This is a genomic window from Pseudarthrobacter sp. MDT1-40-2 (assembly GCF_059383595.1).
The window spans coordinates 1194343-1219711 of record NZ_JBWZCL010000001.1 but is presented as its reverse complement, the minus strand read 5'-3'; the positions used below and the strand labels follow the sequence as shown (position 1 = coordinate 1219711).

The window sequence follows — 25369 nt, the reverse complement described above, 5'->3', positions numbered from 1 at the left end:
CAGTCTTGTACTAGGGAAGAGAGAGGCTTGGTCGGCCTGATAACCGGGCGTGTTTAGCCCTTCACGGCGCCGGTAAGAACACCCTTGGCGAAGTGCTTCTGCAGGAACGGGTAGACCAGCATGATGGGCACAATGGAGATGACCAGGATGGCCATTTGGATGGAGGCCTGCGGAGGCACGGCTTCAAGGCTGGCGCCTAGGTCCTGCGCCCCCAGCTGGGTTCCGTTCACCACGTAGGTACGCAACACCAGCTGGAGCGGCCACTTGCTGGCATCGTTGATGTAGAGCATCGCGTTGAAGAACGCGTTCCAGTAGCCCACCGCGTAGAAGAGGCCTACGACGGCGAGCACCGCCTTGGAAAGCGGGATCGCGATGTGCCGGAAGACCTGCCATTCGGAAGCTCCGTCGATCCGGGCACTATCCATCAGTTCGCCGGGAAGGTTGGTGAAGAACGACCGGACGACGATGACGTTGAACGCGTTCACCATGGTGGGCACGATCAACGCCCAGTACGTGTTGATGAGGCCGAACTGCATGACCACCAGGTAGCTGGGGATCATGCCGGGGCTGAACAGCAAGCTGAACAGGACCAGCAGCAGCATGGGCCGATTGCCCAAGGTGCCGCGCCGACTCAGGGCCCAGGCCAGCAGGCTGGTGGTCACCAGGCTGAGGACGGTGCCGAGACCGGTGACGATGGTGCTCACCACCAGCGCCCGGCTGACAACGCCACCATTGAAGATGCTGCGGTAGGCGTCCAGGTTGATGCTTTTCGGGAGGAGGACAAAGCCCCCCGCCTTGTTGACTTCCTCCGGTGATGCGAGGCTGGTGGAGATGATGCCGATGAATGGAACAATCACCAAGGCACACAGCACCGTCAGCACGACGCCTTTCAGTGCCCGGGCTCCCAGCGAGGGTACCGGAGATCCGTCGATCATTTTGGTGCTCATGCTTTGTACACCCCTTGTTCTCCAAACTTGTGGGCCACCTTGTTGGCTGACAACACCAGCACGACCCCGACGAGGCCCTTAACCAGCCCGACCGCAGCAGCGACGCCCCAGTTTCCGCCGATGATGCCGTTGTTGTAGACGTAGGTATCCAACACCTCGCTGACCCGGATGCCGGCCGCTTGCTGCTGCAGGATGATCTGCTCGAAGCCGACCGTGAGGGAATCACCGAGTTTGAGGATGAAGAGCAGGATGATGATGCTCCGCAGCCCCGGTAAGGTGACATGCCACGTCTGCCGCCAGCGGCTGGCGCCGTCCACGCTGGCCGCCTCATACAAGGAGCGGTCGATCTGGGACAAAGCCGCGAGGAACAGGATAGTGGCCCAGCCGGTGTCCTTCCAGATCACTTGCGAGGTGATCAGCGCCTTGAACAGCTCGGCGTTGCCGATGATGCTCAGGGTTTCCATGCCGTTGGCGCGCAGGAAGTTGTTGATCATGCCCGAGCCGCCCAGCATCTGCTGGAACACCGCCACCACGATCACCCAGGACAGGAAGTGCGGCAGGTACAGGATGGACTGCACCGTCTGGCGGAGCTTGTTGGAAAGCAGGCTATTCAGCAGCAGGGCGAGCATGATGGGCAGGGGAAAGACCAATACCGTCTGCAGGCCAGTGATGATCAGGGTGTTTTTCAGCGCGTTTAGGAACGCAGGATCGCCGTTGAAGAGAATTTCAAAGTTCTGAAAGCCGACCCACTCACTGCCACTGATGCCCAGGTAGGGCTGGTAATCCTGGAACGCGATGACGTTCCCCAGTAACGGGTAGTAGTGAAAGCAGATGATGACGGCCATGCCGGGCAGGGCAAATAACAGAAGGAGCTTGTCCCGTCGGACCTTCTCCCAGAACGACATTTTAGGGCGGGAGATGGGAACTAAGGCCTCAGGTGCACTCCGCGGCGCGCGCTTCGTCAGATTCGTAATAGTCATCTGACGGCTCCAGTACCTAGAGTCGGGCCATTGCATGCTTCCGCAGACGATGGAACGGCAGCAGCTAATTTCCAGCCTTCCAAAGCCAGGTCACGGCGCAGGCAGGCGACGTCTCCCCACACCTTGATTGGCGAGGCTGTCGACGGCAGAGCGGCAGCCTTCCGGTACTGCTCCCTCCAGCCGCCTCGCTTGCCGGGCCTCTTACGAGACCCTGGAGCTTTCACCTCGACCACCTCGGGCGGTCTGTCCAGTCGTACTGCCATCGCAAATTCCCTATCTACCTGTTCATCGACACTTGCTTCATTCCCACGTAGGAGCCTGGAACACCTGTCGATTTCGATCGGTGTGGTCTCAGAAGTACCTGTGGTGCGGCCTGCTGCGCGTCGTGGCAGCGTCCCCCACGTTCGCGGCTAATGGAGCTTCATGGGTGTTCCTTGCCGTCATTGGTCGGAGCCTCTCTGGTGCCGCGATGCGATTCGCATCACATACAGAAAGTATCGTAAATTTTACGCAATAACAACAGGAGTGACTGGCAATTTTCTCCCAAACGGAGAAACAGAAGGGCCTGCCCGCGCTCTCGACGAAGTCTGACCGCACCCGGGTACTAGACCGTGCGTGTCCTTGACTGACGGGTACGGATCCACGCCGATATGACGTCGGGGACCGGCTCCATCTAGTCAGGATTTTCCTCCAGTTAAGGCGACCGGACGCGGCTGAGCCCTAGTGGATGACGGCGATTTAGTCCAGATAAATGCCTGCGGCTACAGGGCGGCTGCCGAGCACGCAGCATGGATGGCGGAAATGACCGGCTCCGATGCGTCTTCTGACCTGCCCTCCTGGACATCCCCGCCGTGAACCGGGTGCTGGAAGAGCAGCTCTGTCTACGGATCTTAGGGATCAACGCCGCGGGTGATGGCAGGAAACAGCGCCCTTTGCATGCACTCGCCCGCATATCTGCAACGACGGGAATGAACGTATATGTGAAGCCGAGCGGGAGGTCCTCACCCGCGGATAGAAGAACGTCTGCTGCGAAGAATTTGTCAAGCATTGCATGGAGCGCACGGGTAGGCGGACCATTGTCCCCATGAACCAAGATAACTATGGGCCGGTGGGCCCCGACGCGGGTTCGTTGGTCCGGTTCGGTGACGCCATGACCGCCCGGACAATACTCGAATCGGGAGCAACGGCGGGGGCTTTCTCCGTTGTGGAGCACTTGCTCGCGCCGAAGGAGTTGGCGGCACCGCTGCATAAGCACAGCCGCGAAGACGAGTTCACCGTAATCACTAAGGGCCACATTGGTTTTCTTTTAGGCAGCGAGGTTTTTCATGCCGGTCCCGGTGAGGTCGTCCGAAAGCCCCGGGATCAGTGGCATACCTTTTGGAACGACGGTGAGGAACCAGCACAGGTACTGGAGCTGATTTCGCCGGCGGGTTTCGAGAAATACTTTCAGGAAATTGCCAGATTTTTCCCTGAGGATGCTGCGCCAGATTTAGGAGGCATGGCGGCCGCGAACGCGAAGTACGGGCTGCAAATGGACTTTGAATCGCTGCCTGCTTTGGTCGATCGCTTTGGTTTGGTCCGCCCCATGGAAATGGACGCCTAGGTCTCACGAATGTGCTGATGATCGTCCGGGAGCGGCTTAACGCCGAGGAGAAGGAACTACCTGCTGACGTTCACGGAGCAGGGCTTCGTGGTCCGAACAGCGTTAAGTCCATGCGCTTCGGTTCGTTGCGGCATCAGCGGACCCTTTAATGTCTTTGGGTATGAACGTAGTAGCCAGTAACGTCCCGCAATGGACCGTCCAGCGTGTTGTCATTGTCCACGGGTACGAGGCTTCGCCGGATGCGAACTGGTTCCCTTGGCTTCAGGAGGCCCTCGAAGGTGAAGGCATAGCCGTCACCATCGTTCCACTCCCTGAACCTGACGATCCTAAGAAAGCAGCGTGGGAAGACGCTGTCAGCGCGGCACTCGGAGTGCCTGACGCGGCGACTGTGATTGTGGCGCATTCTCTCGGCGTGGTTACAGTCCTACGAGTACTCGCGGGGATGACCGAGCCATGGGAACTGGGCGGTCTTGTGTTGGTCGCTGGCTTCACTGAGCCACTGGAGGCGTTGCCGGAACTTAATGATTTCCTCGCAACTGACGTTGACGTAGAACGGGTAGCCACCAGCATTAAGGATCGAACAGTAATCCGCTCCAACACGGATCCTTTCGTGCCGCCGGCAGCGTCCGATGACCTCGCCAGGCGCTTGGACGCAAGGTTGCAGGTTCATCCGAAAGCGGGGCATTTCATGACAGAAGACGGCGTTACAAGCCTGCCAAGTCTGCTCGCCCTTATCCTGTCCACATAGCGCTCCTCCCCGCACGCTCAATCCGCGGCAATGGCTCCTACGGGAGCACGCTGGTGTTGATGATGTTTCCTTCCGGAGCCACCACAAAGCAGTCCACTCTGCGGTCACCCACTTCCCAGCTGGTACTGCTGGGATACACCCGCTCGAAGTTGAGGACGAACGGGGTGGCTGCGGGAGACAACGTCACTGCCTGGCAAGCTTCCAGCGCCTTGGCTTTGAGGGCATCGGCGCCGGGATAGACCTCGCCTTCTTCATACGTGTAGTTGGCTACAAACTGGGCCGAGTGCGGGCTGTCGCAGGCCACGATATTGGCCTTCTGCGCCTCGGGCCTAAAGTCCGAGAAACAGTCTCCCAGGCGGAAATCAGCCGGTGCCGCTTCCCGGGGGAGGGGCAGTGCGGTAGGAGGCGGCGCCGTCGTGGTGACTATTGAACCCGCAGTGGGGACATCCTCCGCTTCAGACTCCAGGACGTTGAGGTTGGCAGAAACCAGGAGCCACACCACCAGTGCCACCAGCAGCAGCGCAACGACTGCCAGGACCACCAGGAACCAGACCTTGGAGCTGGCGCGGGATCCTGCAAGTGCGTGAGCAGGATCATTGACCACGTCGGGAGCCTCCATATGTGACCTACCAGGCGGCGTTTCAGGGCGGAGTGGAATGGGCCGCTGCTGCCCGTTGCCGGGCTCTGGCTCGGTCACGTAAGCCTCCCTGCTGGCGTCCGATCTAGCTGCGTTTCCGCCGGGCGGCGGAACGGGTGTTGCTCATGTGACTCTACCCAACCCGCTTGGCGAGCAGTTAGTGCTGAAACCATGTAATCTAGGTGTACGACAAATTGACCAAACATTCCGGGGCCTCACTAACGCCAATGGTGACCACCTCCGGTCCGAGTACAAAAGGGGGTCACGCCATGGGGCGCGGCCGTCAAAAGGCAAAAGCTACCAAGCAGGCTCGGGACATTAAGTACTATTCCCCGAACACTGACTATTCCGCTCTTCAGCGTGAGCTCAAGAGTTCCGAGGGTCGTGCTCCGAGCCATTTCGCGAATGATCCGGTAGAACCGGACTACTCGGCTTATGTGGACAAGTATGCGGACGATGTTGAGGACGACGACGAAGTGGATTCACGCAGAATCAGCTAGTCGGCGTCACTCCTGAACCCGCTGTCCCACCGGAACCACGGTGCGGACAGCGGGTTTTTCGACGTCAGCACGCAAAAGCGGATGACCCAAGACAACATCCGGGCCACTGATTCACTCATGCGATGCCTGCATTCTCAGGCGCCTTCAGTCATGACGTGGAGTTGTTGTGACGAGACGCGCAAGGGCAGTGCCGGGTGCCGCGAGCCGGTCCACGGTGTCGAAGACAAACTGCTGCATTGCCGCCGCAGCGGCTGTTGGTCCGACGTCGTTCCTTCGAGCCAGGTTGACGGTTCTGGTCAGTGAAGGATTCACCAGGCGTGCACTCTGCAGCCCGGGCCTGTCGATGACTACCATCGCAGGCACCACGGCCACCCCGAGGCCCCGTTCCACGAACCGCAGTACGGCGTCCATCTCAGCACCTTCGACGGCGATCACCGGCTGCAGGCCCCTGGCGGAGAACGCAGCCTCGGTGGCCACGCGCAGATCATAGCTTCGGTTGAACGCGACCTGCGGAATGTGCGCCAGCTCATCCAGCGTAAATTCTGCCGGAAACTCTGATCCGGCAGCGGAGACAACCACCAGCTCCTCAGTGAGCAGCGGAATCAGTTCAGTCCCCGGCGCCGCGGGGTCCACTCCGCGGGAGACCACCAAAGCCAGATCCAGTGCGCTTTCGTTGAGGGCATCAACCAGGAAACGCGAACCGCCCTCAGTGACGTGCAGCTCAATCCCGGGATGTGCGCTACGAAAGGCGGCCAGTACATCGGCTACCAACGAGACGCACAAGGTAGGCGGGGCGCCCAAGCGGACGCGGCCCCGGCGCAACCCTGCGAGTTCGTACATCTGCTCCCGGGCGGTCTGCGCGTCGCCGAGCATACGCCGGGCGATGGGCAGGAGCAGCTCTCCCGCGTTTGTAAGTGTCACACCCGACGGTCCGCGGTGGAAAAGAGCCATGCCAAGATCGGCCTCAAGGGCAGCGATCTGCCTGCTCAGCGACGGCTGTGCCACATACAGTTGTGCAGCCGCCCGTGTGAAATGCCCCACCCGGGCGACTGCCTCAAAAGAGCGCAACTGCTCCAACTTCATCCTCATAGCCTAAACGCATCACACCGAGCCAAACAATTTATTGGAGTCATTAGTCCCTTTCTTCTATCGTTGGCAGCATGAATCCCCAAAACACTCCAGAACGTCTAATCTCCACTTCGGTGCTGGTCATTGGCACGGGTGGCGCCGGATTGCGCGCCTCGATTGAACTTGCCCAGCGAGGGGTTCAGGTCCTTGCGGTGGGTAAGCGCCGCAAGCACGACGCGCACACCAGCCTGGCCGCCGGGGGTATCAACGCGCCCTTGGGCACGATGGACCCGGAAGACAGCTGGCAGCAGCACGCCGCCGACACCTTGCGGGAGTCCTACTTCCTGGCCGACCCGGCCATCGTCGAGACTGTGGCACGCAATGCCGCCCGTGGCATCGAGGACCTCGAGCAGTGGGGGATGCCGTTCGCTCGAGAGGAAGACGGACGCATTTCGCAGCGTTTCTTCGGCGCGCACAAGTATCGTCGTACCGCCTACGCCGGGGACTACACCGGACTGGAGATCCAGCGCACGCTAATGCGCCGGGCGGCGGAACTTCAGGTGCCGATCATCGACACCGTCTACATCACCCGGTTGCTCGTCGCCGACGGCACCGTATTCGGCGCCTTTGGTTTCGACGTCGTCGACGGGTCGCCGGTGCAGATCCACGCAGATGCGGTCATCCTGGCGGCAGGCGGACATACCCGTATCTGGCGGCACACCTCTTCCCGACGCGATGAAAACACCGGAGACTCGTTCCGGCTGGCCGCGCTGGCCGGGGCGCGGATCCGCGACGCCGAATTGGTCCAGTTCCACCCCTCCGGCCTATTGGAGCCCGACGACGCCGCCGGCACGTTGGTCTCCGAAGCCGCACGCGGAGAAGGAGGCATCCTCACCAATGCCTTAGGTGAGCGCTTCATGGAGCGGTATGACCCAGAACGGATGGAACTTTCCACGCGGGACCGGGTTGCACTGGCCGCATTCACCGAGGTTGCTGAGGGACGTGGGACTGCGAAGGGGGGCGTCTACCTGGACGTTTCCCACCTGCCGCGAGAGATCATCATGAAAAAGCTCCCCAGGGTCTACCGCACCCTTATCGATCTTCAGATGCTGGACATCACCACGACCAAAATCGAAATCGCGCCCACTGCCCATTACTCGATGGGCGGGGTCTGGGTTGCACCGGAGGATCACGGCACAGGAGTGAACGGACTGTACGCGATCGGCGAGGCATCCTCAGGCCTGCACGGCGCCAACCGCCTCGGCGGAAACTCGCTGACCGAACTGCTCGTCTACGGACGTATAACCGGCGAGCATGTTGCTGAGTACGTGCATTCACGCATCCATCTCACCCGAAATCCTGCCGCCGTGGCCGATGCCCGCAGCGAAATGCACGGCCTGCTGGATGGGGTTGGAACAGAGTCCGTACGGCCGCTGCAGCGGGAGCTGCGCAATGTCATGACCGCACATGCCGGAGTGGTGCGCACCGAGCAGGGACTGCAAGAAGGACTGAAGAAACTAGCCGCCTTGGAGGGACGTGCCCAGCTCGTTACCGCGCAGCCAGACATTGCAGGATTCGATGATCTCGCCCACGCGTACGACCTGCTTGGTTCCTTGCTGGCAGCACGGGCCACCCTGGAGTGTGCACTCGAACGCAGGGAAACCCGCGGAGCGCACAACCGTGCGGACTTCCCAGCGACAGATCCTTCACTGCAGGGCAATTTTGTCTGGTCCCCGAATCACGGAGTCAGCTTCGAGAGCCTGCCTCCGGCTCCGGAATCGTTCCGAGCCCTAGCCGAAGCCAACGCGGACGACTCTATGGCCGGGAAGCTTGTTGAGTGAACCGGAGGAACTTTGGCCCTTAGGCGTAGCTGTTGATCATCCGCACGGCTCCGCCGTCGACGCCCTTGGCGCCCTGGACATAGTCCGGACCGGATTTGATGATCAGGTCAGAATCGGCGTCGACAGTACCCATGATCCAGGCCGGGAGGCCGCGCTCGTTGAGGCGGGCCACGGCGGCGTCTGCAACCTGCGGGGACACGATGGCCACCATGCCCACGCCCAGGTTCAGGGTGCGTTCCAGGTCCGCCAGCGGCACGTTCCCGAGCTCGGAAACCAGTTTGAAGACGGCGGGCAGTTCCCACGTGGCGCGGTCGACGGTGGCCACCAGTCCCTGCGGCAGGACGCGCGCCAGGTTGGCGGCCAGGCCGCCGCCGGTGACGTGGCTGAACCCGTTGACGCCACCGGCACCGGTGGACGAACCGGCCACCGGGAAGGTGCGGGCCAGGTCCAGGCAGTCTGCTGCGTAGACGCGGGTAGGTTCCAGCAGTTCCTCGCCGAGCGTGCGGCCCAACTCGGAAACCTGGCGGTCCAAAGCCCAGCCAGCGTGGTTGATGACCCTGCGCACCAGCGAGTAACCGTTGGAGTGCAGGCCGGAGGAGGCCATGCCGATCACGACGTCCCCTGCGTTGACGCGGTCCGGGCCCAGAAGCTGGTCCGCTTCCACTACGCCGGTTGCTGCGCCGGCGACGTCGTACTCGTGTTCACCCAGGAGGCCGGGGTGTTCTGCCGTTTCGCCACCCACCAGGGCGGTGCCTGCAACGGAGCAGGCCGCAGCGATTCCGCGGACGATGTCGGCGATGCGCTCCGGTACCACCTTGCCGCAGGCGATGTAGTCCGTCATGTACAGCGGTTCGGCGCCTACCACCACGATGTCGTCCACCACCATGCCCACAAGGTCGTACCCGATGGTGTCGTGGATATCCATGGCCTGCGCGATCGCGACCTTGGTACCGACGCCGTCGGTTGAGGTGGCCAGCAGCGGCCTGGTGTAGGTCAGAAGCCGGGAGACGTCATACAAGCCTGCGAAGCCGCCGACGCCGCCAATGACGGAGGAGTTGTGGGTGGCTTTGACGGCGCCCTTCATCAATTCAACTGCGCGGTCGCCCGCTTCAACGTCAACACCGGCGGAGGCGTAGGTGATGCCGGAAGCGGCACCTGCGGCGGGAGTGGCGGAAGTCATAGGGATTCCTTCTGGTCGGCGCCGGTAGTCACGGCATCGTGGTGGATGGCGGGCACATGGTCGGCCTCGGTCAACAGGTTCTCGAACTCGGCGTCCGGTCCGGGATCGCACCCCGTGGCCCCGGGCTTCTCGGAGGGATCTTCGGTAGGGCCAACGGCCAAGGCAGCCGTCCGGCCGGGAAGTGCCGAGGGCGACGGCGCGAGGCCTCCGAGGTCCTTGCGCTCCAGCAGATTTTTGCCCAGCTTGTCCGAATCCGGAAGCTCGATGGGGTACTGGCCCGTGAAGCAGGCGGTGCAAAGGCGCTCGCGCGGCTGCTGGGTTGCCCCAATCATGCCTTCTTCGGAAATGTAGGCCAGCGAGTCAGCGCCGATTGCCTGTGAGATTTCCTCGATGGTGGCGCCGTTGGCAATGAGTTCAGCGCGGGAAGCGAAGTCGATGCCGTAGAAGCAGGGCCACTGCACCGGCGGGGAGGAAATCTTGATGTGGACTGCTGCGGCACCTGCTTCGCGGAGCATCCGGACAATGGCCCGCTGGGTGTTGCCGCGGACGATCGAGTCATCCACCACCACAACACGCTTGCCGCGGATGACGGACTCCAGCGCGTTGAGCTTGAGCCGGATGCCAAGCTGGCGCAGCGTCTGGGACGGCTGGATGAAGGTGCGGCCAACGTAGGAGTTCTTGACGAACCCATGCGCGAACGGAATGCCTGACTGCTCGGCATAGCCCACGGCCGCCGGCGTACCGGACTCCGGTACGGGGATAACGATGTCCGCTTCCTGGGTGTTTTCACGGGCCAGCTGGCGGCCCATCTCCACCCGGGACTCATAGACGGACCGTCCGGCAATGGCGGCGTCCGGCCGGGCCAGGTAGACGTACTCAAAGACGCAGCCGGCGGGAGTGGGTTCGGCGAAGCGCTTGGAGCGGACACCCTCCTCGTCGATGGCGATGAATTCGCCGGGCTCTATTTCCCGGATAAAGCTGGCGCCGACGGTGGCCAGGGCGGACTGCTCCGAAGCCACCACCCAGCCGCGCTCCAGCCGGCCGAGGACCAGCGGGCGGATGCCGTAAGTATCACGGGCTGCGTAGAGCGTGCCTTCATCCATGAAGACGAAGCAGAAGCCGCCCTTGATCTTGGGCAGAAGCTCCAGGGCCGTCTGTTCGAGGGTCTTGCCCTCCTCGCCTTCCAGCAGGGCTGTGACGAGAGCGGTGTCGGAGGTATTGCCCTGCTTCATCTCGCCGCTGAGCTGGCCGCCGTTGCGCTCCATGATCATGGCGTTGAGTTCGGCCGTGTTGGTGAGGTTGCCGTTGTGGGCGAGGGCTACGGTGCCGGTGCTGGTGGCTCCGAGGGTGGGCTGGGCGTTGGCCCAGTGGCTGGCTCCGGTTGTGGAGTAGCGGCAGTGGCCGACGGCCAGGTGCCCGGTCAGGGTGTTCAGCGTGGTCTCGTCGAAGACCTGGGAAACGAGGCCCATGTCCTTGTAGACATTGATCCGCTGGCCGTCGCTGGTGGCTATACCAGCGGACTCCTGACCGCGGTGCTGCAATGCGTACAGCCCGTAGTAGGTAAGTTTTGCTACTTCTTCACCTGGTGCCCAGACTCCGAAGACGCCACAAGCGTCCTGCGGGCCTTTTTCGCCAGGGAGAAGATCATGGGAAAGTTTTCCATCGCCGCGTGCCACTGGTTGATTATCTCACGATATGCGGTGGGTCATTCCCGAGGATTCAGCCTGTGACTTTAGGAACCCTCAGGGCGGGGGCCGGCGTCGCCGTGAGCAGTATCCGTCGAAGAGCCGGCGTCGGAATCAGGAACAGCCTCAACTACTGCAGTGCGGGAACGCCTAACGCTCAGCCGGTCAAGGATGAGTGCAAGGATGGCGCCCAGCAGCACACCACCAATGGCGCAGACGATCAGGAAGAACCCGAACACAGCGTTGGCGTCGTACGCGGGATCGCCGGGAAGCGCGAAGGCAATAATTCCTGCCACAACAAAGCCCACTACGCCGCCCAGAATCATAAACGGCACGTAGCGGGGAGCGCGACGGACGGAAACTTCGCGGCGTTCAGCGGGGGATTCTTCAAAAGCCATGTCATCCAGCCTACTCGCGGGCGAGTAGGCTCCAGGCCTTGAAGCGGCCGACGGTACGCGACAGGCGGGCCCGGCAGGAGTGGCCACCCCCAAATCAACAGGTCCAGTCCGGCCAACCGGAAGAGAAGCCCCCGCACTTTTCCCGGAAACTTATGCCCGGACCTCCAAAGCCGCCCGCGGAAGTGGTTCACTGAAACCTACCGCGGGGTCTATCTCCGAGGCCCGCTCCACGGAGGAGGTAGCTCATGACCAAGATCATTTTGATGATGTCTGTGTCCCTGGACGGGTTCTTCGAAGGACCGGACCGGGACATCAGCTGGCACCTAGTGGACGACGAATTGCACCAGCACTTCAACGACGAGTGCAGGGCGTTGGGCGCGTTCATGGACGGAAGGATCACTCACGAACTGATGGCCGCTTACTGGCCCACGGCTGACCAGGATCCGGGCAGCACGCCAACGGAGGTCGAATTCGCCGGTATCTGGCGGGACAAGCCCAAGTTCGTTTTCTCCCGGACCCTCACGGCCGCAGACTGGAACACCACAGTGCTGCATGATGTGGTGCCCGAACACATTGCGGAACTAAAGGCGCAGGCAGATGGCGATCTTGCCCTGGGCGGTGCAAATCTTGCTGCCACCTTCATGCGGTATGACCTGATCGACGAGTATCGGATCTACGTCCACCCCGTCGTGATCGGCAAGGGGCAACGCCTGTTCCAGTCGCCGGACATCAAAGCGGACCTCCAGCTTGCAGGGACGCGGACCTTTGGAAATGGAGTGGTCCAGCTTCGCTACCAGCGGGAATCGTTGCAGACCGGGGGCTTGTAAAGCCTAACCAGAAGTCCAGTGCCTTAGAGCCGTCTGGAGCGCCGGTAAGAGGCCGGTCGGGGGGAAGCTGCACCCGATGGTTAACTCCGCCTTAAGCCTTTGCGTCCACCGGGTGCTTTCTTGCGCTGGTGCTGTTCCGGATCAGGGACCCTTGGGCGACGGCTTGGCGAACTCGTGGTGAAGGACGCGCGTAGCAGAAGTGGATTCGCGTTCTTTCGCAGCTGGAACATACCTCTCCAAACGCATCTGACCTGCGGAGACATCCCCAGTTAAGGGGTTGTTCAACGCCAGATCCCGAATTTCTCCGTACCGGTTTACGTCCCTAGAGTCTTGGAGGCGTCAAAGGCGAGACGCACGAAAAGCGAGTTGAGGAGTCCGGATGGCTGTTGGCCAAATAGAAAGGTTGCGGAAACCACCTGCCCCCGCGGTCACTGCACAGCGGGTACCGGCCGGTTCGCACAGGAGGAGGTTCCAGCGCAAGGAAGCCCTCATCTTTTGGCTGCTGATCCTGCCAAACGTCCTGGCCATCATCGCCTTTTCCTACTACCCCAAGTTGTACAACTTCGTGCTCAGCTTCATGGAATGGGACATGGTCTCGCCGGCGCCGGTATGGGTGGGCCTGGAGAACTACAGCGACCTGCTGACCAGCAGCAGCTTCTACGAGGTGCTCCGGAACACCCTGATCTTCACCGGTATCTCTGTCTTTGGCAGCCTGGCCGGCGGTCTGGCGATCGGCGCGCTGCTGTCACAGAAGCTGCTGTTCTCCGGCTTTGTCCGGACCATGGCCTTCGCTCCGCACATGCTGCCCGGGGCGGCGGTGGGCATCCTGTGGCTCTTCATGTTCGATCCGGGCTACGGGCTGAGCCGCTGGGCCTTCGATCTGTTCGGTGCCGCTTCGCCGCAATGGACCACCACCTCTGACTGGTCGATCTGGGCCATCACCATCGCCTACACCTGGCAGCGGCTGGGATTCGTGGCCATCATCTACTACACCGCAATCCAGGACCTGCCCAAGGAAATTTTCGAGGCCGCCTCGCTTGACGGCGCCACGGGAGCCAGCCTGTTCCGCAGGATCACCCTTCCCCTCCTGTCGCCAGTGACCTACTTCCTCTCGCTGACCGGCTTGATCAGCGCTGCGCAGGCTTTCGACATCGTTGCCGCGCTGACCAACGGCGGCCCGGGCGGCTCCAGCACCACACTGTCCTGGCTGGTCTATGAAGAAGCCTTCCTGAAGTTCGACCTTGGTACATCGGCTGCCTCGGCCACCGTCCTCTTTGTCCTCCTGATGGTGGTCACCATCGTCCAGCACCGCATCGCAGACAGGCAGGTCCACTACTCATGAGCAGCGAAGCCGTGACTACCGAAGCCCCAACTGCAAGGCCCGATGCGCCACAGGCCCGGCCGCCGCAGTCCCAGCCCCGGCGCAAGGCGGCCTCTTCACCGGAACTGGCGTTCCGCCGTCGGACCCTCCGGATTGTCCAGTACCTGGCGCTTGCGGTTTCCCTGCTTCTCTTCCTGGTTCCGATGTACTGGCTGTTCAGTTCCGCCCTGAAATCAGAGGCGGGCATCTACGCCTTTCCGCTTCAGTGGATCCCCGCACCAATAGAGTTCGGGAACTTCGCGGAAGCCTGGACCTCGGCTCCGTTCGATAAGTTCTTTCTGAACTCGATCATCACCACCGTGGTGGGCACAGCCCTCGAGGTCGCCCTGGCGGTCATGAGCGCCTACGCCTTCGCCTTGGTGCAGTTCCGCTGGAAGACGCCCGTCTTCCTGCTGATGCTGGGCTCCCTGATGTTGCCGGGGCACGTCACGCTGCTGGTGAACTACATCACCGTGGGAAACCTCGGGTGGCTGAACACTTACCAGGGCCTGATTCTCCCCAACGTAGCCAGCGCCTTCGCGATGTTCCTGATCTACCAGCAGATGCGCCAGGTGCCCAAGGAACTGATCGACGCCGCCATCATGGACGGCGCCGGCCACTTTCACCGCATGCGCAGCATTGTGATCCCCATGTGCCGCTCCATGATCCTCACCGGCACCATCATCGTCATGGTCACCAAGTGGAACGACTTTGTCTGGCCGCTGATTGTCACCAACACCGCAGATATGCGGACCCTGCCCATTGGGCTCATGTTCCTGCGCAGCCAGGAGGGATACAACAACTGGGGCGCCATTATGGCCGGAACGGTCATGGTTGCCCTGCCCATGCTGCTCGTCTTCTTCGTAGCCCAAAAGCGCATCATCGGCGGCCTCGCTGCCGGCGCCGTCAAGGGCTAGGAAGCGCCCAAACCGCACCATCAACAACACGTTCACCGGGAGAATTACCATGTCTGATTCATTCTTGTTCAGCCGCCGCAGCCTCCTGTCCGCCATGGGCGTCGCCGGCGCAGGGCTTGGTTTGGCCGCCTGCGGAGCTCCGGGAGGCAGCGGTACGGCTGCTAACGCGGACTCCAACCTGCGCAGCAACTTCAGCCAGGCGGGCGTTAACGTACCGGCTGAATACGCAGGCCGCACCAATATCCTCTTTTGGGCGCCCTTCACCGGCGTCAACTTTGAAGCTGTACAGGCGCAGTTCAAGCTCTTCAACGATTCCCAGACGGAGATCTACGCCGCTGCCGAATCCCAGGGCACCTACGCAGACCTGAACCAGAAGTTCACTGCGGCACTGCAGGCCCGCCAGGTGCCGGATATCGTGTGCTTCCCCGAACTGCAGTGGCTCCAGTTCTACACGGCAGGTGCACTGGCCCCGCTCGAGAAATACTTCGACGACAAGTGGTCCCTCGATGTCTACCTGGACAACTATGTCCATGAAGGCAAAGCCGCGGGTGGAACGTACGTCGTTCCTTTCGCCCGGTCCACGCCGCTGTTCTACTACAACAAGAGCCGTTACAGGGAGCTGGGACTTCCCGAGTCAGGCCCGCAGACCTGGGACGACCTGGCAGCGTTCGCGCCGGAGTTGAAGAAGGTCGACGTCAACGGTCGTCCGCTGATGCCCATGGCCTTCGGTTCGGATGATGGTTGGTTCGGTCAGGCCCACGTGCGTGCCTGGGGCGGATCTTTCTCTGACGGCCTGACGGTGACGGCAGACTCCGATCCCGTCCGGAACTGGCTGCAGTGGAAGGCAAAGTTCATTCATGAGGACAAGTTTGGCTACATGGCCCAGGCTGCGATGACAGACTTTACTACCGGCGTTGCCGCAGCCTGCCACGGATCCACCGCGTCGCTCAGGGGTGCAACCAAGGCAGCTCAGTTCGACATTGGAACCGCCTTCATGCTGGGCAAGAACGAGAAGGAAACCAAGGTTCCCACCGGCGGCTCAGGGCTATCCATCGTGAAGGCCGAATCCCAGGAACGCCAGGACGCCTGCGCAGAACTGTTCCGTTTCCTTGCCGAGCCGGAGAATGCCGCGCTGTGGCATGCCAGCACGGGCTACCTGCCGATCGTCAAGGAATCGTTGAACACCAGCACGGTCAAGGACCTGGTAGCACAGGACCCGAACTTCGGTGTGGCCCTCAAGCAGCTGCCAAACGCCGAGACGGCCGATCCCATCATGTGGTACCAGTCGGCAGCGACGGAGATTGCAGCGGCCATGGCCAAGGTCTACGGCGACAACGCTGACGTGTCCTCCACCGTGGCAGGGCTCCAGGAAAAGCTCGAAGACATCATGGACGACCACCGCAAGGACCTCGAAAAGGTCATGTCTGCTTAAGGAGCAATTTCCGTGAAACCGAACAAGCTGGTTGTTGTATCCGTTGATGCCATGGTGGGGGAGGACTTTGAGTTCGCCCGGACGTTGCCGGCGTTCTCCCGTCTTTTGGATAATGCCGCGGTCGCAGAGATCGAAGCCGTCTTTCCCACTCTGACCTATCCGAACCACACCGCACAGCTGACCGGTTGCGGTCCTGCTGCTTCCGGGATCTACAACAACCTCCAGTTCCAGCCGGGTGAGGAGGAGCCCGAGTGGTTCTGGTACAGCAGCGCCATCAAGGTCCCCACGATCCTCGAGAAGGCAAAGGAAGCGGGCCTCACCACCAGCGCGATCCAGTGGCCCGTTACCGCCCAGGCCGACGTCGATTTTCTGATGCCGGAAATCTGGGACACGCAGCGGTGGGGCAGCGAAGAAGCCCTGTACCGTGGCACTGCCTCGACCGCTGTTTTCGAAACGTACTATCCAAGGCACCGGGACAAAATTGTCTGGGGTCCGAAGCGGGCATTCAACGAATTCGCCTGCTCCATTGCCGAAGAAGTACTGGCAAAGGAGCAGCCGGACGTGATGTTCCTGCACCTGGTGGCCGTGGACGCGGCCCGACACCTGACCGGACCGTTCACCCCCGCGGTTCACGACGCGCTGCGGGAAATTGATGCCCAGCTGGGCCGGCTGCTCGCAGCGATCGACGCGGCCGGCAACGCTGACACCACAAACTTCGTCATCGTCAGCGACCACGGCCATCTCGCCACCGAGCAGGCCACCAACTTGAACACGCTGTTCAAGGACCGTGGTCTGCTGCGCGTGGACGAGGCCGGCGATCTGGTGGACTACGACGTCGTCTGCCTCAGCGCCGGCTTTTCCGCCCAGCTGTTCCTGGCGGAGGGAATTTCTGATGCCCGCCTTGGTGAGGTTGAAGCCTTCCTCAAGGAAATCGAAGCCGAGCCGTCCTACCGGATCGAGAAAATCCACACCGTCGCTGAGGCTGACGCCCTGTTCGGGCTTGCCGGTCCGTTCAGTTATGTCGTCGAATCCGAGCCGGGCGTGCTGGTGGGCGCTGACTGGAACGACCGCCCGCTGGTGCTGGTCGGGGATGAGGACTTCACCGGCTACCTGGGCAACCACGGCCACGCTCCGCGGCATGGCGCCCAGCCCGTGTTCATCGCCAATGGTCCCGATTTCCGGCCGGGAACACATGCGGGAAGGCGCAGCATCCTGGACGAAGCACCTACCTTCGCGGCGGTTCTCGGCCTTGAGCTTCCCCAGGCAGAGGGCACTGCCATGACTGAGTTGCTGGCACCGGCTCAAGCGACAGCAGCAGTCCCAGGCTGATCATTCCGGTTTGCCCGGGCATATCCCCGGCATACCCACGGCGCCCTGCCAGAAGCTCATTTGAACTTCTGGCAGGGCGCCGCACTTTGACCCTGACCATTGACAAACCTGCAACCGAGGCATAACGTACAACCAAATGGTTGTACATCAGGGTTCCGAGGCGGAAATCGACAGGGTCTTCCAGGCCCTGGCGGACTCCACCCGGCGCGACATCGTCAGCCGGGTGGCCATCTCGGAGTTTTCGGTATCGGGACTAGCAGCGCTGTACACCATGAGCTTTGCCGCCGTGCAAAAGCATGTGGCGGTACTGGAGCGCGCCTCCCTGGTGACCAAGGAGAAGCGCGGGCGGGAGCAGATTGTGCGGGGAAACCACGAAGGTCTGGGCAAAGCGCGCCGCCTGCTCGACGAGTATGAGGCACTGTGGCGGCAGCGTGCCGGCCGCATTGCCGACATTCTGAATGAAAAATAGGGAGCACCAAGAAGGGGATCATCATGGCAGTCATCAGTTCCACCAAGAACCTGGAGGCACTCAGCCTCACGCTGGTGGCGGAGTTTGACGCCGGCGTCGAACGCGTCTGGGAACTCTGGCAGGACCCGCGCCAGCTTGAGCGCTGGTGGGGACCGCCCACCTGGCCTGCCACGTTTGAACAGCACGACTTCGTCCCCGGCGGCAAGGCGAGCTACTACATGACCGGGCCGGACGGCGAGAAGGCCCGCGGCTGGTGGCGTTTCACCGCTGTGGACGCGCCGAACACACTGGAGTTCGACGACGGTTTTGCTGACGAGCGCGGCGAGCCGGTAGGGGATTTGGGGACTACTCACGCAGTGGTCACCCTGGAGCCTTCCGGTGACGGTACGCGGATGACTGTGCACTCCACCTTCGAGTCCGAGGACCAGTTGGAAAAGATGCTCGAAATGGGCATGGAGGACGGCATGAAGGAAGCCATGGGCCAGATCGACGGCATCCTGGCAGAACAGCGGCAGCACTGAGCCGGCTGCTGTCCCGCTATAGTGCCAGGGTCATAAACACGCTGTTGGGATCCTCGAGGTAGGAGCCGAACGGCGGGCAGGGCTCGAAGCCCGTTTTTGCATACAGTGCCCGGGCCGGCGTGAAAAAATCCATGCTGCCGGTTTCCAGGGAAATCCTGCGCACCTTGCGCCGCCGGGCATCGGCCAGGGCGTGGGCCAGCAGGGCCGAGGCGACACCCTGGCCCCGCCTGGCCGGATCCGTCCGCATGCTCTTGAGTTCCTCGTGCCCGGCCTCAAGGAGTGGCGTCGCGGCCAGGGCGGCGGTTCCGGCAATGGCGTTGGCGGCCATAGCCACCCAGAGCCTGACGTGAGGGGTCTGCAGTGCCGTCAGGTCCAGGGCGTGCCGGCTCTCGGCGGGCGCTGTGGGTGCCATATCGTCCAGGTGGGCCTGCAGAAACCGGCCCAGGCGGGGATCTGAAAAGTCGGCGCGCTCAATCCGCAGGGTCATGACTCCTCCGCCAGGCTTTTGATGAAGTTATCTGCCTGGGCGAGTTTGCGCGCCATCTTGGCCCGCTCATGGACTGCCCGTTCCCGGAATTCGGCCAGCCGGGCCTTTTCTGCCCCGCCGGGAGCGGTCCCTGCGGCCAGGAGGGCAAGGATCTCCGCCATCTCCTCGAGCGAGAACCCCAGCGGCTTCATCTGCTTGATGACCATCAGGCGATCGAAGTCGTCCTCCGAATACACCCGGAAGCCCCCGTCGGTTCGCGCCAGGGCGGGTAGCAGGCCTACGTCGTCGTAATGCCTGATGGTGCGCAGGGACAGGCCGGTGCGTTCCGCGAGCTCGCCGATGTGCATGGTCAAGCTGCCGGGTTTTGCAGTCATGGGTGGCCTCCGTCCTGGTCGACTTTCAACTCTACCATCACGTTAGGGTAGTGTTGGGGTGGTGGCCTCACTCTCAAAATCAGATGCTGCCCTTCCCGGTGCGACGCCGTGCCCCCACAATCTTCGACAATACGAAGGCGCCTCGAGCGTTTTCCTGACCATGAACGGAGCCGGCGATGGCCGTCAAAACCGCAGGGAATGCCCGGGCAGAAACCCCCGAAGAGCTGCAGTCAGTCCTTGGCACGCTGAAGTCCCCGCGGCGGCTCAAGACCGAAGTGCTGGCGGGCCTGGTGGTGGCCCTGGCGCTGATTCCTGAGGCCATCGCCTTCTCGATCATCGCCGGCGTCGATCCCCGGCTGGGACTGTTCGCCTCCTTCACGATGGCCGTGACCATTGCCTTTGTGGGCGGCCGGCCTGCCATGATCTCCGCGGCCACCGGAGCCGTCGCACTGGTAATCGCTCCGCTGGTGAGTTCCCATGGCGTGGACTACCTCATCGCCGCCGTGATTCTCGGTGGTCTCTTCCAAATAGTCCTGGGACTGGCCGGGGTAGCGAAGCTGATGCGCTTTATTCCGCGTTCGGTAATGGTGGGGTTCGTCAACGCGCTGGCCATCCTGATCTTCATGGCCCAGGTGCCAGAACTCCTTGGGGTGACCTGGTTGGTATATCCGTTGGTGCTGCTGGGCCTGGCGATGATCTTTGGCTTGCCGAAACTCAGCAAAGCAGTGCCTGCGCCCTTGGTTGCCATCGTTGTGCTGACTCTGATCACCGTGCTGGCTTCCGTCGCCGTCCCCACCGTTGGGGACAAAGGCGACCTGCCGGAGTCGCTGCCGTCACTCCTGATACCGAACGTTCCGTTCACCCTGGAAACCCTGCAGGTCATCTTCCCGTTCGCAATGGCCTTGGCGTTTGTCGGCCTGCTCGAATCGCTGATGACCGCCAAGTTGGTGGATGACGTCACGGATACCCGCTCCAACAAGACCCGTGAGGCATGGGGGCAGGGCGTGGCGAACATTGTCACCGGGTTCACCGGCGGTATGGGCGGCTGCGCGATGATCGGCCAGACGATGATCAACGTCAAGGCATCCGGCGCCCGCACGCGGATCTCCACCTTCCTGGCCGGTGTCTTCCTGCTGATCCTGGTGGTGGTCCTGGGTGACGTTGTCTCGGTGATTCCTATGGCGGCCCTGGTAGCCGTGATGATCTTCGTCTCCTGGGCCACGTTCGACTGGCACAGCGTCCACCCGCGGACCCTGAAGATGATGCCCAAGAGCGAGACCATGGTGATGGTGGCAACGGTCGTTGTGGTGGTTGCCACGCACAACCTGGCCATCGGAGTGGCAGTGGGTGTGCTGGTGGCCATGGTCCTTTTTGCCCGCCGCGTGGCGCACTTCGTCACCGTGGATCGGACCGTTATGAGCCTGGACGGCCACGAAACCGCCACCTATGTAGTGAACGGCGAGCTCTTCTTTGCATCCTCGAACGATCTTTACACGCAGTTTGCGTACGCGCTTGATCCGCGGCACGTGGTCATCGACATGCATGCCTCGCACCTGTGGGACGCGTCCACCATCGCTGCACTCGACGCCATTACCGAGAAATACCGCCACCACGGCAAGGACGTGAAAATTATCGGCCTGAATGATGCCAGTGTGTTGATGCGTGAACGCCTGGGCGGCAAACTCGGCTAAGCGCCGCCACCATCACGGGTATCTCTGACGTCGGGATCAAGTTCATCTGCTTTCCGCGTCCGCTGGCCCACGTCTTCGCGGAGCGTACTGGCCTCTGTGGCGTGCTGGTCAGCCTGCTGGCGCAGCCGCGCCGCGTCCACCTGCGCCTGCTCTGCCTCGGCCCTGGCGTGCGCCGCCTTCGCTTCCCGTTCCCGCGCGTCGAGTTCCCTGTCCTCGGCCTCACGGCGGATTTCTGCGGCCTCGTCGCGGTGCGCATCATCGCGCTTTTGTTGCAATGCCTTGCGGCGCCGTCCGGTTGCGAGCAGCAGTAGCACTACCAGCACCACCACCACGGCAACAGCAATCCAAATCCATACAGTTGTATCCAAAGTACCCACCACTTTCGTTCGATGTGACCGACCGGCGGAAGCCGTTCCGGCTGAATCTGTCCAGCTCATCAGTACTTGGCCGGCAGCGGCACCTACCGTTCATTAGTAATCCTGCTTACTATTTTATGACCAGTATTCGCGGATGGGAGACCTTCCGGAGAGCCGGCAGGCAATCAGTAAGTGAGGCGGTGGCGCGCTGTGGGTAGCAGTGATTTTCGACGGCGGCGGCTGGAGCGCCTCGCGGAGCTCCGGTCATACCGCGGTGCCGGGATCACGGCGGAGGAAGAAGCGGAACTTTCAGCCGCCGAGGCAGCGGACCAGCAGAAGCGCCGGAAAACCAGCGAGGCCGCCCGAGCCGACTACCTGGTGCGGGAAGCCATGGCACAGGGCAAGTTTGACAACCTCAAGTACGCAGGAAAGCCGATTCCGGGGCTGGGCGAGGGCTACGATCCGGACTGGTGGATCAAAGGACTCCTCCAGCGCGAGGAGGTCAGTGGTCTGGGACCCAAAGCCATCCTGCTGCGCAAGGAAGACGCCGAACTGAACGCCAGGCTGGATGCGCAGCACACAGAGAAGCAGGTCCGGGACATCCTCGTGGACTTCAATGCCCGCGTGGTTGACGCCCGCCGCCAACTCCAGGGCGGGCCTCCGGTGGTCACGAAGACCAGGGATGTCGACGCCGAACTGCGGCGTTGGCGTGAACGCCGGGCTGCGCAGAAAACAGCGGAGCCGCCGCCGGCTGAACGCCAAAAGGGCGGCTGGCGGAGGTTCTTTGGACGGAGACCAGTCTAAAGTAAGCAGGCTTACGAACTCTCTGTAAGCTGGCCCCGAACGGGTTTTGTTCTCGCAGTGCACAAAAGGAGAAGTCATGACTGAAGTAATGGCACATCACGGACTATTCAAGGACACTGCTCTCCACGTGGATGACACCGGCGGCAGCGGTCGGCCGGTAGTCCTGATTCATGGGTGGCCGCTGTCCGGGGAAGCGTTCCAGGCCCAGGTTCCGGCCCTGCAGCAGGCAGGGTACCGGGTCATCACTTACGACCGTCGTGGCTTCGGCCGCAGCGCCAAACCCGACGCGGAACCCACGTACGACACGCTTGCTCAGGACCTGCACGCCCTGCTCGAGGAACTTGACCTCAATGACGTCACGTTGGTGGGTTTCTCCATGGGCGGAGGAGAAGTTGCCCGCTACTTCAGCCTTTACGCAGCTGAGCGGATCCGCAGCGTCGTCTTCGCATCCGCTGTGACGCCCTTCATGATGCAGGGCGAGGACAACCCCGAGGGCCCGCTGACCAAGGAAGCTGCCGCCGAAATGACAGCCGGTCTGACCAACGATGAAGATGCCTTCTACGACGGTTTCACTCGGGATTTCTTCTCAGTGGACGGTGAACTTAAAGTCAGTGAGCAGCAGCGCCAAGACGCATTGGCCTTGTGCAAGCAGTCTGACAAGAAGGCTGCTTTGGCCTGCCTGGCTGCTTTCGGTGAGACGGACTTCCGCAATGATTTGCTGGTTGTGAGTGTTCCTGCTCTGGTGCTCCACGGTGATGGCGACGCAACGGTAATTTACGCAGGATCCGGGCAACGGACGCACGCTTCGTTGATGGGCAGCGATCTGCACGTCATCGCGGGTGCCCCCCACGGCTGCAATCTCAGCCACGCTGACGAATGGAATGAAGCCCTGATCCGCTTCCTCGCGAAGTAGCTGCCCGGTAGTAAGCCGGCCACGTCAGGCTCGCTTAGCGTTCCGGAGCCGCCGCCGGCTGTACCTCAAAAGGGCGGCTGGCGGCGGCTCCTGAACCGTCGTTTCTCTCGAAAAACTACCTAGATGGTGCGCGGAGCCTTGGCCAGGTTTGCGCGCAGTTCCTCTGCGTTCTGCCTGGTTCCGTAGGCCGGACGGTCGCGCTCGACGCGCCAGCTTTCGGGCAGGGGGCCAACGTTGACGGTGTCGAATCCGAACTCGTCGTACAGCTTCGTGACCAGCGCTGCCGCTTCCTCGAAATCGCTGGCGGTGGCCAGTGCCCGGCGGTTGGGGACTTCGGCCGGGGTGCCGTCCTTGGTAATTTCCGCGGCCACGATGTGGTTGAAGCCCTTGGCCACCTTGGACTGGGGGAGATGCTCCTGAAGCAGCCCTGACGTGGTGGCCTCGCCGTTATCCAACGCGGGGATCCGGCCATCCCGTTCCCAGTAGTAGTTGTTGGTGTCGATCACAACCTTCCCGGCAAGAGGCTCCACGGGGATGTCCTGGTAGCTCTTGAGGGGAACAGTTACCACTGCAAAGTCGCCGGCGGCCGCGGCTTCCGCCGCTGTTGCGGCCCGCGCTCGTGGGCCCAGTTCCTCCACCAGGCCGGAGAGCGTCTCCGGACCACGTGAGTTGCTGATCACCACGTCGTATCCGAGGTCGACTGCCTTGCGGGCAATCTGGCTGCCAATATGTCCTGCACCGATGATTCCGATTGTTGTCATGTCCCCGGTAACACCGCCGAACCCGGCGAAAATTCCGTGATGACGCAATATGTCGCCAGATGACCGGTAAGTGCAACGGGCGGCCACCTCCAAGGATGACCGCCCGCCGTCGAAATCTCACATCAATAGCTAGCCCGCGAGGCCCGCCAGTGCGAAGATGGCGGCCGCGATGCCGAAGCCCATCACGCCGATGAGGGTTTCCATCACGGTCCAGGTCATCAGTGTGGTCTTGACGTCCATGCCGAAGAAGCGGCCCACCAGCCAGAAGCCGGAGTCGTTGACGTGGGAGACCACTACCGAGCCGGCGGCGACGGCGATGACCAGTGCCGCAACCTGCATGCCGTTGAGTCCGGCGAGGGCAACCGCGGGGGCTATCAGGCCCGCCGTCGTCGTCAGGGCCACCGTGGCGGAACCCTGGGCGATCCGGAGGATGGCGGAGATCAGGAAGCCGGCCAGGATCAGCGGGATTCCGGCGTCGCCCAGGACGTCTGCCAGGGCACTGCCGATGCCGGAGGTGCGCAGCACGCCGCCGAACATGCCGCCGGCGCCGGTGATCAGAATGACCGAGCAGACGGGGCCCAGCGAGGATTCAAGCAGCTTCTCCAGAGCACCGGCGCTCTTGCCGCGCCTGCGGCCCAGGACGAACATGGCAACCAGGACGGCAATGAGGAGGGCCACCGGGGTTTCGCCGATTGTCCGCAGCACCTGGTACCAGGTTTCACCCTTGGCAGTCTCCGGCAGGAGGCCTGAGGATGTGGCTGTACTGAGGCCCGTGTTGAGGAAGATCAGCACCAACGGGAGCAGCAGGACCAACACGACAGTGCGGAAACGCGGCGGGTTGGCTTCGGCTTCGGCGTCGGCACGGCCCAGCAGTTCAGGCACCGGCAGGACCAGCTTCTTGCCGGTCCACAGACCGAAGAGGTAGCAGGTCACGTACCAGGTGGGGATCGCGGCGATCAGGCCGGCGATAACAACCAGGCCAACGTTGGCATCAAAGAACGTGGCGGCCGCAACGGGGCCAGGGTGCGGCGGCAGGAAGATGTGCATCACGGAGAAGGCGCCGGCGGCCGGCAGGCCGTAGCGAAGCACCCCGCCACCGAGCCGGTGCGCAACGGCGAAGACCACGGGCAGCATAACTACCAGGCCGGCGTCGAAGAAGATGGGGAAGCCGAAGATCAGCGAGGCGACGCCCAGCGCGAGAGGGGCCCGCTTTTCGCCGAAGAGGTTGATGAGGTAGTCAGCCAGCGACTTGGCGCCGCCGCTGATTTCAACAAGGCGGCCCAACATGGCGCCGAGGCCCACCAAGAGGGCGACTGTTCCCAACGTGCTGCCAAAGCCGCCAACCAGGACGGAGACCACCTTGTCTGCCGGGATTCCCGTGGCAAATGCCGTCGCGAGGCTTATCAGGATCAGGGCCAGCAGCGCGTGCATGCGTAGTTTGATAATGAGGAACAGCAGGGCCAGGATCGCCAGGCCGGCGATCAGGAGCAGGGGGCCTGCGCCGAGGGTTTGTTCCCATCCTTCGATGGTCATGATTCTCC

At 62.2% G+C, this 25369-nt stretch carries 26 protein-coding genes; 14 read left to right on the top strand and 12 right to left on the bottom strand.

The genetic code is table 11. From position 1 onward, the window contains the following. Positions 1–53: 53 nt before the first annotated feature. Together AC50X5_RS05720 and AC50X5_RS05715 are read right to left on the bottom strand one after the other, a co-directional pair. Entirely contained in the window at positions 54–947 is an 894-nt protein-coding gene (locus tag AC50X5_RS05720; RefSeq protein ID WP_494975109.1) for a carbohydrate ABC transporter permease, read from the bottom strand. Next, positions 944–1927, bottom strand: coding sequence for an ABC transporter permease (locus AC50X5_RS05715; protein WP_494975108.1), 984 nt, complete (start codon positions 1925–1927; stop codon positions 944–946). The genes AC50X5_RS05720 and AC50X5_RS05715 overlap by 4 nt, the downstream gene beginning before the upstream one ends. 1150 nt (positions 1928–3077) lie before the next feature. On the opposite strand from AC50X5_RS05715, the gene AC50X5_RS05710 reads away from it, so the two are divergent. Further along, on the top strand, positions 3078–3530 hold the full coding sequence (locus AC50X5_RS05710; RefSeq protein ID WP_494975107.1) for a cupin domain-containing protein: 453 nt from the start codon (positions 3078–3080) through the stop codon (positions 3528–3530). 160 nt (positions 3531–3690) lie between these two features. After that, a complete protein-coding gene (locus tag AC50X5_RS05705) occupies positions 3691–4278 on the top strand; it encodes an RBBP9/YdeN family alpha/beta hydrolase (RefSeq protein WP_494975106.1) in 588 nt (195 codons plus the stop codon). Between the two features lie 37 nt (positions 4279–4315). Here the strand turns inward: AC50X5_RS05705 and AC50X5_RS05700 are convergent, their stop codons facing one another. Further along, positions 4316–4897, bottom strand: coding sequence for a septum formation family protein (locus AC50X5_RS05700; RefSeq protein WP_494975105.1), 582 nt, complete (start codon positions 4895–4897; stop codon positions 4316–4318). A 287-nt stretch (positions 4898–5184) separates the two neighbouring features. Between AC50X5_RS05700 and AC50X5_RS05695 the strand changes: the two genes are divergently transcribed. Beyond that, a complete protein-coding gene (locus tag AC50X5_RS05695) occupies positions 5185–5415 on the top strand; it encodes a DUF3073 domain-containing protein (protein ID WP_463937950.1) in 231 nt (76 codons plus the stop codon). A 144-nt stretch (positions 5416–5559) separates the two neighbouring features. Here AC50X5_RS05695 and AC50X5_RS05690 read toward each other — a convergent pair whose 3' ends face one another. Further along, positions 5560–6504 carry a LysR family transcriptional regulator gene (locus tag AC50X5_RS05690; protein WP_494975104.1) on the bottom strand — a complete coding sequence of 315 codons (945 nt, stop codon included), beginning with the start codon at positions 6502–6504 and terminating at the stop codon, positions 5560–5562. A gap of 71 nt (positions 6505–6575) precedes the next feature. On the opposite strand from AC50X5_RS05690, the gene AC50X5_RS05685 reads away from it, so the two are divergent. After that, positions 6576–8324: an L-aspartate oxidase gene (locus AC50X5_RS05685; RefSeq protein WP_494975103.1), complete on the top strand. Its 1749-nt coding sequence runs from the start codon at positions 6576–6578 to the stop codon at positions 8322–8324. A 19-nt stretch (positions 8325–8343) separates the two neighbouring features. Here AC50X5_RS05685 and purM read toward each other — a convergent pair whose 3' ends face one another. From purM to AC50X5_RS05670, 3 genes are read right to left on the bottom strand one after another with little or no spacing between them, the layout of a single operon-like run. Continuing rightward, positions 8344–9504: a phosphoribosylformylglycinamidine cyclo-ligase gene (gene purM, locus AC50X5_RS05680; protein ID WP_494975102.1), complete on the bottom strand. Its 1161-nt coding sequence runs from the start codon at positions 9502–9504 to the stop codon at positions 8344–8346. Next, positions 9501–11180: an amidophosphoribosyltransferase gene (gene purF, locus AC50X5_RS05675; RefSeq protein WP_494975101.1), complete on the bottom strand. Its 1680-nt coding sequence runs from the start codon at positions 11178–11180 to the stop codon at positions 9501–9503. Before purF ends, purM begins: the two co-directional genes overlap by 4 nt. 56 nt (positions 11181–11236) lie before the next feature. Continuing rightward, the gene (locus AC50X5_RS05670) at positions 11237–11587 is read right to left on the bottom strand and encodes a hypothetical protein (protein ID WP_494975100.1); all 351 of its coding nucleotides are present in this window, start codon (positions 11585–11587) and stop codon (positions 11237–11239) included. A gap of 245 nt (positions 11588–11832) precedes the next feature. Between AC50X5_RS05670 and AC50X5_RS05665 the strand changes: the two genes are divergently transcribed. The 7 genes from AC50X5_RS05665 (at position 11833) to AC50X5_RS05635 (ending at position 18442) form a co-directional block, all read left to right on the top strand. Beyond that, complete coding sequence (locus AC50X5_RS05665; RefSeq protein WP_494975099.1) at positions 11833–12414, top strand: dihydrofolate reductase family protein; 582 nt, start codon at positions 11833–11835, stop codon at positions 12412–12414. A gap of 379 nt (positions 12415–12793) precedes the next feature. Continuing rightward, positions 12794–13756: a carbohydrate ABC transporter permease gene (locus AC50X5_RS05660; RefSeq protein WP_494975098.1), complete on the top strand. Its 963-nt coding sequence runs from the start codon at positions 12794–12796 to the stop codon at positions 13754–13756. After that, positions 13753–14691 carry a carbohydrate ABC transporter permease gene (locus AC50X5_RS05655; RefSeq protein ID WP_494975097.1) on the top strand — a complete coding sequence of 313 codons (939 nt, stop codon included), beginning with the start codon at positions 13753–13755 and terminating at the stop codon, positions 14689–14691. The genes AC50X5_RS05660 and AC50X5_RS05655 overlap by 4 nt, the downstream gene beginning before the upstream one ends. A 49-nt stretch (positions 14692–14740) precedes the next feature. Next, positions 14741–16123, top strand: a complete 1383-nt coding sequence (locus AC50X5_RS05650) for an extracellular solute-binding protein (protein ID WP_494975096.1) — start codon at positions 14741–14743, stop codon at positions 16121–16123. Between the two features lie 12 nt (positions 16124–16135). Further along, positions 16136–17452 carry an alkaline phosphatase family protein gene (locus AC50X5_RS05645; protein WP_494975095.1) on the top strand — a complete coding sequence of 439 codons (1317 nt, stop codon included), beginning with the start codon at positions 16136–16138 and terminating at the stop codon, positions 17450–17452. Between the two features lie 136 nt (positions 17453–17588). Further along, positions 17589–17921, top strand: coding sequence for an ArsR/SmtB family transcription factor (locus AC50X5_RS05640; RefSeq protein ID WP_494975094.1), 333 nt, complete (start codon positions 17589–17591; stop codon positions 17919–17921). 23 nt (positions 17922–17944) lie between these two features. Next, complete coding sequence (locus tag AC50X5_RS05635) at positions 17945–18442, top strand: SRPBCC family protein (protein ID WP_494975093.1); 498 nt, start codon at positions 17945–17947, stop codon at positions 18440–18442. 16 nt (positions 18443–18458) lie between these two features. Here the strand turns inward: AC50X5_RS05635 and AC50X5_RS05630 are convergent, their stop codons facing one another. Both AC50X5_RS05630 and AC50X5_RS05625 read right to left on the bottom strand, forming a co-directional pair. Continuing rightward, a complete protein-coding gene (locus AC50X5_RS05630) occupies positions 18459–18929 on the bottom strand; it encodes a GNAT family N-acetyltransferase (protein ID WP_494975092.1) in 471 nt (156 codons plus the stop codon). Next, a complete protein-coding gene (locus tag AC50X5_RS05625) occupies positions 18926–19303 on the bottom strand; it encodes a MerR family transcriptional regulator (protein WP_494975091.1) in 378 nt (125 codons plus the stop codon). Before AC50X5_RS05625 ends, AC50X5_RS05630 begins: the two co-directional genes overlap by 4 nt. A gap of 176 nt (positions 19304–19479) precedes the next feature. Between AC50X5_RS05625 and AC50X5_RS05620 the strand changes: the two genes are divergently transcribed. Further along, positions 19480–20994 (top strand): SulP family inorganic anion transporter, encoded by a 1515-nt coding sequence (locus AC50X5_RS05620; RefSeq protein ID WP_494975090.1) that lies wholly within the window; start codon positions 19480–19482, stop codon positions 20992–20994. Here AC50X5_RS05620 and AC50X5_RS05615 read toward each other — a convergent pair. Then, the gene (locus AC50X5_RS05615) at positions 20991–21362 is read right to left on the bottom strand and encodes a hypothetical protein (RefSeq protein WP_494975089.1); all 372 of its coding nucleotides are present in this window, start codon (positions 21360–21362) and stop codon (positions 20991–20993) included. The genes AC50X5_RS05620 and AC50X5_RS05615 overlap by 4 nt on opposite strands. A gap of 198 nt (positions 21363–21560) precedes the next feature. On the opposite strand from AC50X5_RS05615, the gene AC50X5_RS05610 reads away from it, so the two are divergent. Together AC50X5_RS05610 and AC50X5_RS05605 are read left to right on the top strand one after the other, a co-directional pair. Next, a complete protein-coding gene (locus AC50X5_RS05610) occupies positions 21561–22154 on the top strand; it encodes a DnaJ family domain-containing protein (protein ID WP_494975088.1) in 594 nt (197 codons plus the stop codon). Between the two features lie 76 nt (positions 22155–22230). Next, positions 22231–23067, top strand: coding sequence for an alpha/beta fold hydrolase (locus AC50X5_RS05605; RefSeq protein ID WP_494975087.1), 837 nt, complete (start codon positions 22231–22233; stop codon positions 23065–23067). 119 nt (positions 23068–23186) lie between these two features. Here AC50X5_RS05605 and AC50X5_RS05600 read toward each other — a convergent pair whose 3' ends face one another. Together AC50X5_RS05600 and AC50X5_RS05595 are read right to left on the bottom strand one after the other, a co-directional pair. Continuing rightward, positions 23187–23828 carry an NADPH-dependent F420 reductase gene (locus tag AC50X5_RS05600; protein WP_494975086.1) on the bottom strand — a complete coding sequence of 214 codons (642 nt, stop codon included), beginning with the start codon at positions 23826–23828 and terminating at the stop codon, positions 23187–23189. A gap of 129 nt (positions 23829–23957) precedes the next feature. Continuing rightward, positions 23958–25361: a GntP family permease gene (locus AC50X5_RS05595; RefSeq protein WP_494975085.1), complete on the bottom strand. Its 1404-nt coding sequence runs from the start codon at positions 25359–25361 to the stop codon at positions 23958–23960. Positions 25362–25369 lie beyond the last annotated feature (8 nt).